Origin of the sequence: Wolbachia endosymbiont of Armadillidium vulgare str. wVulC (assembly GCF_001027565.1) — a bacterium.
Taxonomy (GTDB): Bacteria; Pseudomonadota; Alphaproteobacteria; order Rickettsiales; family Anaplasmataceae; genus Wolbachia.
This window is the reverse complement of sequence record NZ_ALWU01000002.1, coordinates 34,373-43,553: the sequence shown is the minus strand read 5'-3', so window position 1 is coordinate 43,553 and position 9,181 is coordinate 34,373. Positions and strand designations below refer to the sequence as shown.

The 9,181-nt window shown below is 35.3% G+C and carries 5 protein-coding genes and 1 pseudogene; all 6 read right to left on the bottom strand.

Annotated elements, in window-relative coordinates; translation table 11 throughout:
• Positions 1-9 precede the first annotated feature (9 nt).
• A pseudogene (locus tag wVul_RS08540) lies at positions 10-317 on the bottom strand (ankyrin repeat domain-containing protein); the annotation flags it as partial.
• A 19-nt stretch (positions 318-336) separates the two neighbouring features.
• Positions 337-819: a hypothetical protein gene (locus wVul_RS03040; protein ID WP_047759133.1), complete on the bottom strand. Its 483-nt coding sequence runs from the start codon at positions 817-819 to the stop codon at positions 337-339.
• 474 nt (positions 820-1,293) lie between these two features.
• Positions 1,294-2,895 carry a hypothetical protein gene (locus wVul_RS03035; protein ID WP_238580384.1) on the bottom strand — a complete coding sequence of 534 codons (1,602 nt, stop codon included), beginning with the start codon at positions 2,893-2,895 and terminating at the stop codon, positions 1,294-1,296.
• Positions 2,896-3,028: 133 nt separating this feature from the next.
• Positions 3,029-4,243, bottom strand: coding sequence for a DNA modification methylase (locus wVul_RS03030; RefSeq protein WP_047759132.1), 1,215 nt, complete (start codon positions 4,241-4,243; stop codon positions 3,029-3,031).
• Between the two features lie 103 nt (positions 4,244-4,346).
• Positions 4,347-4,808, bottom strand: coding sequence for a crossover junction endodeoxyribonuclease RuvC (locus wVul_RS03025; protein WP_047759131.1), 462 nt, complete (start codon positions 4,806-4,808; stop codon positions 4,347-4,349).
• A gap of 2,236 nt (positions 4,809-7,044) precedes the next feature.
• Positions 7,045-9,162: an AAA family ATPase gene (locus wVul_RS03020; RefSeq protein WP_047759130.1), complete on the bottom strand. Its 2,118-nt coding sequence runs from the start codon at positions 9,160-9,162 to the stop codon at positions 7,045-7,047.
• Positions 9,163-9,181: the final 19 nt, after the last annotated feature.

Genomic DNA, 9,181 nt, shown 5'->3' with positions numbered 1-9,181 from the left:
TTCTGATCAATATCTCACTGCATTAATTTCACCTATCATTGCAGCTAAATGAAGTAAGCTATCTTGTTCTGACCCGTACTTGTTATTAATTAGTGCTTGTAATATTTCTGCTTTTTTCCCTTCTTTGGCGTAATCAAGAACCTTCATTATCTTCCACAAAAGGATTAATGTTCTTCTTCGTGAGTAACAAATCCACCATGCTTAAACTCTATAGCGCAATGCAGTGGAGTTTTTCCGTTTAACCCTCTGACATTAACATCTAATCCAGGTTGATTAATGAGGCATTTTATTAACTCTAAACTTAAGTTATCAGCCATTTTATATTCAAAATCTTTTTTATATTTGAAATTTAGTATTAGATAATTCTTGTAATGAGTTTGTAATCTCTTCAGTTAGCGCCATATGAATCTTTTCAGTGTCACTCAGTGATGCAAGCAGTGCTGAAACTCTATTTGGAATATTAAGCAAATTATTACGGACAACTCTTGCTACATTAAATGCTTCGCGCTTTACTTCCTCTACTGCTACAAGTTCACCAATCTCAGCTTTTGCCTTTGCCTCAAGCAGTTTACCTCGTTCCATTTCATTTTTTATTCTAGTTTTTAGCAACATCGTGGAAAGGTTACTTGTATTTTCGTTTTCTGGATTTTTCCTCCTCAGTGGCTGACTTGGATCTCTGATTGTTTCTATAGCCCTGTTTGCTTGTTCTCGGTCAATGAGTCCATCCTCCAACTCAACTATTCCTTTTTTTACTAAATAACAGACATATTGCTTTGATACTCCTATCTCTCTTGCCCATTCTGTTTGTGTGATTTTCACTTTTTTTTCTCCTCTCTCTTGTTTCTACGAATTTTCTTCTTGAATCTCTGAAAAGGTTTTGCCAGTATCAGCAATTCCCTACCTGTTTATACTTGCCAGCGTCTTAGAGATATTTTACTAATATAGAGCGAAGTACTCCGGTTTATAGCTGCTTTCTTTTTACATAGTGAAATTTGGCTATTTTCAACTAATACTATAAATTACATCTTTGTAGTTATGAGATTCAACCACTACTTGCTCTAGCGTTAAACTGCTGCATTTAGCATCTTTACTATGGTTTTCTTCAAGCACTTTTGTCCTTGCTTCCTTTGTTTCCTCAATGAACTTTCCATTAACTTTTTCTGGTTCAATTCTTTCCTCACAATATACAAGATTTGTGCAATTTGTTTTACTGTAGTAATGTACTCCAAGGGAATATCACTGATAGTGCAAGTATACTCGAGCCTATAAGTAGTGATACCCTACGTTAATTAATCAAAGCGTTCTGGTAAACTTCTGAACACTAGTAATACCACCTTCTACATACAGTAATAAAGGCAATACTATATTTGCAGCAACCAAACTGCTTAATAATGCTGTAAATAATGGCCTATCTTTGATTACTGATTCTACTTTATTTCTTCTACTAATGACTTTGTCGTCAATATTAATGAAGTTGTTCTTACCCTCCCAAGCGTTAAGTGTAAAATGCGAATGAGTACCATTGCCGTATTCCAGTTTGACTGATTTTATTACTTTATCTTTTGATTGATACTCTCGCACCTGATTCAAAGTTTCATTCGCATTCTTTCTCCCTATTTGACACTCTTCAGTATCTCTAAATTGCTTTATTCCACAAAATATCGGACTAATTGCAACCAATAATGCAACAGCTAGAATTGGTATAGTTACATAGATGACACTGTTTGCAAAAAATGCAATAAATTGTGCTTTATCCTGTAAATATACCAAAGCTGCAGAAACGCTAAGTGCAACAGCAGCTATACCGAAAATTATAAATTCCTTCTGCTGCACTGCATATTTTACTCTTGGCAAAATTCTATTTGTTTTCTTTTCTTTTTTAATTAACGGGGTTTCTTCATTATCACTTTTTTCTGATGAGCTAGTTGAAAGTGTAACTGGACTATCATGATTTAATGACATATTCTCCCATCCTTGATTGCCACAAGACTCACTCATTTCTGTTACTTGAGAATTTGATCTTGTCATCTCTGCACTTCTATTGTCTATTCCACTATCACTTCCTTCCAAACTCTTTTTTAAAAATTTTGTATTCAGATCTACAGGTTCACCAATTATATCTTCTGATCCTTTCTTAATTGATGTTTCTTCAGAATTTGACTTTTCCATCTCCGGACTTTGATCGTTTATTTCACCATCTAAACCTCTTTTCGAGAATTTTTTATTTTTGTCTATAGTTGCATACATAGGTTCTCCTATAGCTTCTTGCTCATCACATTTTTCTCCATTTAATTGGAAAGAAGAATGTGGTAGCTTTGGTGGTGCAATATCCTGAATAATACTCAACCGATGATTTTCTGCTGTTCTAGGTGAAGGTGGAGCTACATTTCTAATATTGTCCTTCTCCAACATTCCATTCCTAGGTAACGGCTTTGGTTTATCTCCTAATTCTTTATCCTCTTCCTCTTTTTGCATTTCTTTTGTATTGTCTATTTTGGGGTTGGAAGATGTGTTGGATGCTGCCTCAAGCTGATCAAGAGAATACGGACGGTTATATTCTATTCCATTTGCCTCACAAACTGCATTAAATTCGTCCTCTATGTCTTTACCATCATCAAATACTAAAGAAGAACAACTCACTGAAAAATCAGCACCTGCTTCGTCTATTTTTGCTGTAATACTGCTATCGCTACTATTGCTAATCACATTTAAAGAAGCTAGTTTGCATTCAGTGTTCAGGTCAGGTTCTTGCTTCGTACCTTTTTCAAACAATTCAATTCTCTCCTTAACAGATAGTGTAGAATTTGAAACATTATTTTCTACTTCTTCAGAAAACGATGCTTCATTATTTGTTTGCGACGTTACTACTCCAGCTAACGTCTTTTCTTGATTCATTGAGTACACCACATTTAATCCAAAGTTATTTGTTACGCTAAACTCATTAAAATACGGTATATACCAGTAAATTAATATTACAACTACCAAGGCTTACTAAATTTCTGTTTGCGTTATCTTTTCCACTTTTTTCTTACTGTTTTTCTTCTTGAATCTCTGAAAAAGTTTTACCAGCACCAGAAAGAATTGCTTCCCTACCTGTGTACACTTGCCAACGTTTTATGGTTACATCTACAAATTTTGAATCTAGCTCTATTGTCCTACAAATTCTTCCTGTTCTCTCACATGCAATCAGTGTACTTCCAGAACCGCTAAATGGATCAAGTACTATGTCTCCTGATCTGCTGCTGTTTACTATTGCTCTCTCCATTAGCTCTACTGGCTTCATTGTTGGGTGCAGTGAGTTATGTATTGGCTTATCATAAAACCACAGATCACTTTGATTTCTACCGCCATGCCACTCACGTTTATTGCCGCTTTTCCATCCATAAAGCATTGCTTCGTATTGTCTTTGATAATCTGATCTTCCTAGCGTAAAGTGATTCTTCGCCCAAATGATAAAAGTTGACCATTTTCCTCCCGCTTCCTCAAATGCTTTTTGCAACGTTGAAAACTCTGATGATGATGCACAGATGTAAATTGCACCTTTAGTATATGCTAAAATATGAGTACAAATATCATAGAGAAAAAGCTCATACTTTTCACCTTGATTATCGTTTAGTATCTTTTTATCCTCTCTTTCTTGACTGCTACCATAATCAACGTTATATGGAGGATCACAAACAGTAATGTCTGCCATTTTATCATCTAACAGCGCTTTATATGATTCAACTACAGAGCTATCACCACAATAGATTCTATGATCACCTAAAATCCAAAAATCACCTGGTTTTGTTACTTTTTTGTCATCACCAACCAAGTCAGAAAAATCTTCTTTTTCACTATCTAAATCATCAAGGAAATGTTGAACTTTTTCTAATTCAAATCCAGTCATTTTAAGATCAAACTGTAAATCTTCTAACTCTTGAATTTCTACTTTCAAAAGCTCATCATCCCACTTTGCCCAATTAGCTGATTGATTTGCCAGTAATCGAAAAGCTTTAGTTTGTGGTTCATTTAAATTATCACTTAAGACCACTGGTATACTTTCCATACCAAGTTTTCTTGCTGCTTTAAGTCTTAAATGACCATCAACCACAGTGCCATCACTTTTTGCAACTATTGGTATACGAAAGCCAAATTCTCGAATAGAAGCACACATTCTGTTGACCACATCGTCATTTTTACGTGGGTTACGCTCATATTCAACTAGGTTTCGAGTAGGATAGTAGTGGATTGCTAAATTCATATCTTAATAATTAAAAAGTTAATATTCAAAATATATCTGACGCTAGAGAAGGCCTGGGGTCGAACCCACCAAACCCGCCAGCCTGGCCGAAAGGACCCACTTCCTATGTGCTATCTAGCATATTAAAATCTTTACTAAAATTATTAACGTAGAACATTAATGCCAAAGCATCTGCTTCGTTATCATCTCGAGGTGAAAAACCTTTTTCACGTATCGCTTCAATAACTTCATTTTTGCTTGCATTACCATTACCAGCTATAAAGCGTTTGATAGTTTTAACATTAACACCTTGGTAGGGAATATTGTTCTCCTCACACCAAGCAGAGAGAACGGCAAGGAAACCACCGTAGCAATGCGCTGCATCAGTTCCAAGATGTCTTCTTACTTCTTCAAAATAAACCGCAGTGAACTTATGCTCCAAGGAATTAAGCCAATTGCGAAAACTCAAAAAATGCATGCCACCTCCACTGAAACGGCTACCATGAAAGTTTTCACTGCCACTTTGAATTACTCCGTCTTTGAGAATAGCCCAGCCTGTTTGTTTGCCGAGGTCTAGTGTTAGCATTTGCTATTATTTAAAACTATAAGTAGCACTAATTCCTAAATATCGTTTGGTTCTGTCAAAATGTACTATCAAAAAGCGGTTTATAGTTTTTTTATTGGCCAACAACGGAAATCCAAGAATCATGTGCTACCCCTAAGAAGTATGTGGGTCGAGGTTGTCTACGTTATAGTAGCTCTTTCAACCACCTCTTAACAGATATATACTAGAAATGAGGTCAGAAATTTGATTTGCACTAAAATTTTTTGTTTTAGTTAAGTTATTTCTTCCAAAAAGTTGATATGAGCTAGATTTGAAAAAACAATAAGTCGTTTGAAAGAATTGAAAATTTCTCAATTCACCAAAAGCTCACCTCAGATTACACTTCTTTTTTTTGCTATCAGATACCAAGAGGCTATTGAGTATTCCACGGAGACCTGACCAAACTCAGTGTTTATTTGAGTTTTATCAGCATAAAAAAAAGATGAGAGTAAGAGCCTTCTGAAGCCTGTTAAACTTATGGTAGAAGTAAAGCTATTGCAAAGTGAGTTTTCTAAATAAGACCTTCATACAAATTTTTTCTTTACAATGAATAAAAATGACGTTAAACTTACGCGTAAGTTTGTTTTACAACAATAGAATTGTTTGGAGTGCCTTTTATTCGAGTTTTAAAGGGTGTTACAAGCGTTAGTTAGTTCAGGATGGTATCTCAGATCATATAATCGTCTTAAAACGCAATTTACAGGCCATTTTGTCTTTCATTTCTTTAATCAGATAACTTTGAAAGAGAGCTTTCCATAGCTTATTATTGTAAGTAAAAGAGAAACGGAACAGAGTAGTATGTTTTAAAGTCATACTACTATATTATTATATAATAATAGGAGTTATTCTGAAAACTGAAAGTCGAACAAAACCCTCTATAATCCTGGCTTTTTCCCCTATTATTCAGTCTGCGGCTGTAAAATTCGACAATCCCTCTAAGTTATTGAAAATCTCGCATTTCTTTTGCCTTCACTAAATTCAGTCTGCATAGACTAAGCAAATTCTGAAGACAAACTGAGCAAATCCGAAGACTGAAGTAACTCATAGTTTCTATGAAAACTTTATTAATTGCAGATGCTATGATGAACCCAAGTATTCGGATTTTCAACTGGTAAGATGCTACCATTCTCCAGTGATTTATAGTCGGTCGGTAAAATCCTTTCATAAATTGTCACTTCTTTATTCAGTTGATGATCAAATACCGTACTTTTCTTTTCCATGCCTGCAACACAAAGCACACCATATCTAGTTCTTGCTCCATTTTTACCTTCTCTATTAAATTTTACATAGCCTTTTGTAGCTAAAGTATCAATACGTTCACGGATCGAATGTTGACTACCAAGACCTGCTTTATTCTCAAATGCCTGACAGAACGAATTTATTGTATATAGACGTCCCTTCCGTATAAATTAATTGTAGAATACCTACGCGAACGTTCTGCATCTAACTTTTGGCCATAATCTTTATTTATAAGCCTCTGATATGCCAGCAGTTATTGATTTATATTTTGATGGAATAGCATACGTAATTCAAACATCAGTTGACAACTACTTTGCAGTTCATCTAGCTTATTATTTTGAAAAAATATTTTACAACGAATAAAAAACATGATAAAATGAAAGAGGGTTTTTTGTAGTAAGTAAAAATTTAAGGTAAAAGATAATTTAGAAATGCCTCATAATCGAGTTTTAAGCTACCTTACATAAGTAACTTAGGTCTTAGTAGTAAATTGTACCCTGGAGTCGTGTAATCACTTTAAATCCGCACTAAATGCAATTGTCTCAAAGTTGTATTTTTTTCATTAAATTTAAGTAATGTTTTGTGGTAATCTCTCTAGGTCTTCTTTATTTCTATTTATCCAATATATTTTATATTTATTATTACTGTTATTATTTATTACTATTATATATATATAATATATAAGGGTTTTAGGAAGCTAGAATCCGCCTCACTGGCTGACTTTAGACATGTGATTTCTAGGAACGCTTTTAGGAACGTAGGTAAAAAAGCTAGCTCTCACGCAGAATTTAGATTCCTGATTTCTAATTACTGATTTAGGAACCTAGGAATTAGGAATGTAATACAATCATTGATGGTGCTATTTCTTAAGTGCTAAGTTTTAGTTGAGTGGATGTAAATTGATAGTAGCTATATAGATTGAAAGGGCAATAGAGAAAACTGGGTAAACTCTAAAATATTTTTACCCATAAAAAAAGACTTATCCTAACATTAAATTTTCCCTATAGCTAAAATCTTCAGCTCCAAGAGTGAATTTTCCTATACCACAAGCAAATGGTCCAGTTGGAATGTCAAGCCACTTATCCTCTCTTGAACCTGTAGACATCACTTTAACTAACTGCTTTACCTGCAAAAGTTCCTGTACCATACGCTCTAGTCTATCCCTTCCCATGCTGTGAAAAACTTCAGGTAGTCTATGTCGTTGCTTATATACTCCTGTGCTTCCTGTGTGAGTAAATGGATGCCCTGAAGCAGCAGATCGTGTAACTGCATCGATAAGACATATTTTAAGGTCTTTTTCACTAGCATTTTTAACTGTTAGTTGTATTGTTATATCTTCTAGTAGACCTGTTTCCTGATTTCTTAGATAAGTTCTTACAGTGCGATCAGCTAACCCATTGGCCTTCACAACTGCCCCATGAAATAAAGCATTCTGTCTTGGTGTTTCTCCTACTGCCTTAAAGATTTCTAGCCTAGCTGTATTTTCTATTGGCCAAAAAGCGTATGAGCATCTAACACCATTAACAAGAGCAGAGGTACCTCTAATTGCATCGCGTGCTTGTTCAGCAGTTAATATTGGTTTTTCTCCTTTTGGCTTTCTCATGTGATGAGCAGTAATTATCGAAGCTCCAGTACTACATGCTAAATCAGATAATAAGCACATTAGATAATCCCCTACAGCAGGATCAGCATTTATATCTGCATGGATAAATGAAGCAAGTGGATCAAATACTATCAATTTCAGATCTTTAATTTCCTCGAGCTGTTTCATTATGGATTCGAATTCAGGAGAAACTTCGACGATTTTACCACGAACATTTCTGAGTATTGTAAGTGATCCTCTAACGTTTGGCAGTGGTACAATAAATAGTTTGTCTTTATATTTTAATCTTTCACATTTAGGGTCAAGTCGTTCTAAGCGGCGGTGTACCTCACCTGCATCATCTTCTGCTGAAAAAATCACTACTGATCCATGTTCAGTAACAAGTGAACCAAAGCCACACATCTGATCCTTATCACTTGCAACCTTAAGCGCTAGGTCAAGAAGAAGCATACCTTTGCCTGTATCTCCCATTGCTGCTATTATTGAAGTAACACCTAAAGGAAATAGACCTTCAACGAGAAACTTTTGCTCTGGTACCGGACCTGCAAAGCGCTCTGCACTCCAATCTAAAATGTTAAGTGGCTGTTTTGTGGATCTTTCTAAACTTTTCATATTTGAAGTATCAGTAGCTGGAGTATCAATAGTAAGTAACGGAGTTGAAGCTAAAAATTCTTTGACATTTATACCTTCTTGTACACAATCAGCAGCATCCCAACCTTTTGGTTTATTTTGTGGAATCTTAAGAGTAACAAGTGATGCAACACCAAGATCTGACAGCTTTTTGGCAGCATTTTCAGCATATCGTTTGCCTGCTTCATCATTATCTGGCCAAATGACAATATGTTTACCTTTAAGCGGTGTCCAATCTGTTTTATCAGGAGATGCATTCGACCCGAACATTGCTGTTGTAGCTGTGATACCTTGTTCTATAAGCGCTTCAGCACATTTTTCCCCTTCAACCAGAACAACTTTATCAGACTTTAAAATTCCTGGAATGTTATAGAGTGGCCTTACATCTGGCTCTTTAAATCTCAGTTCTTTAACATCAAAAGGACGATATTCTTTCTTTCCTTCAGGTGGATCATATCGGTAAACTATAACAATAACTTGGTTGTTCTCATCGTAATAATTCCAGCTACAAGTCATGTATTGTTCTAGATCTTTGATACTCTTTTTTTCTCTAGTGTGTTGTTTGCCAAGCCATTCACTTATAGAAGCCATTACTTCAGAAAACTCTGTTTTGGCGTTTTTTCTATGCACAGCCGCCCAAAGATCGATAATGTCACCACCGTCCCCGGTTGCGAAATCATTCCATAACCCGGCTTTACTGCCACTTAGCTCTACTCTTAAACTTTTTCCTCTATTACCCCAGATATCCCCTACTTGAAACTCATTTCTGCAAAAAGTGCCATTAGGTAGTAAATACGAAAGACACGATCTTATCTGCAACAATAGTTCTGCTTTTAATCTTTCACTGTTTAAACCGAAATTCATAGTTCAAAACCTTCAATCA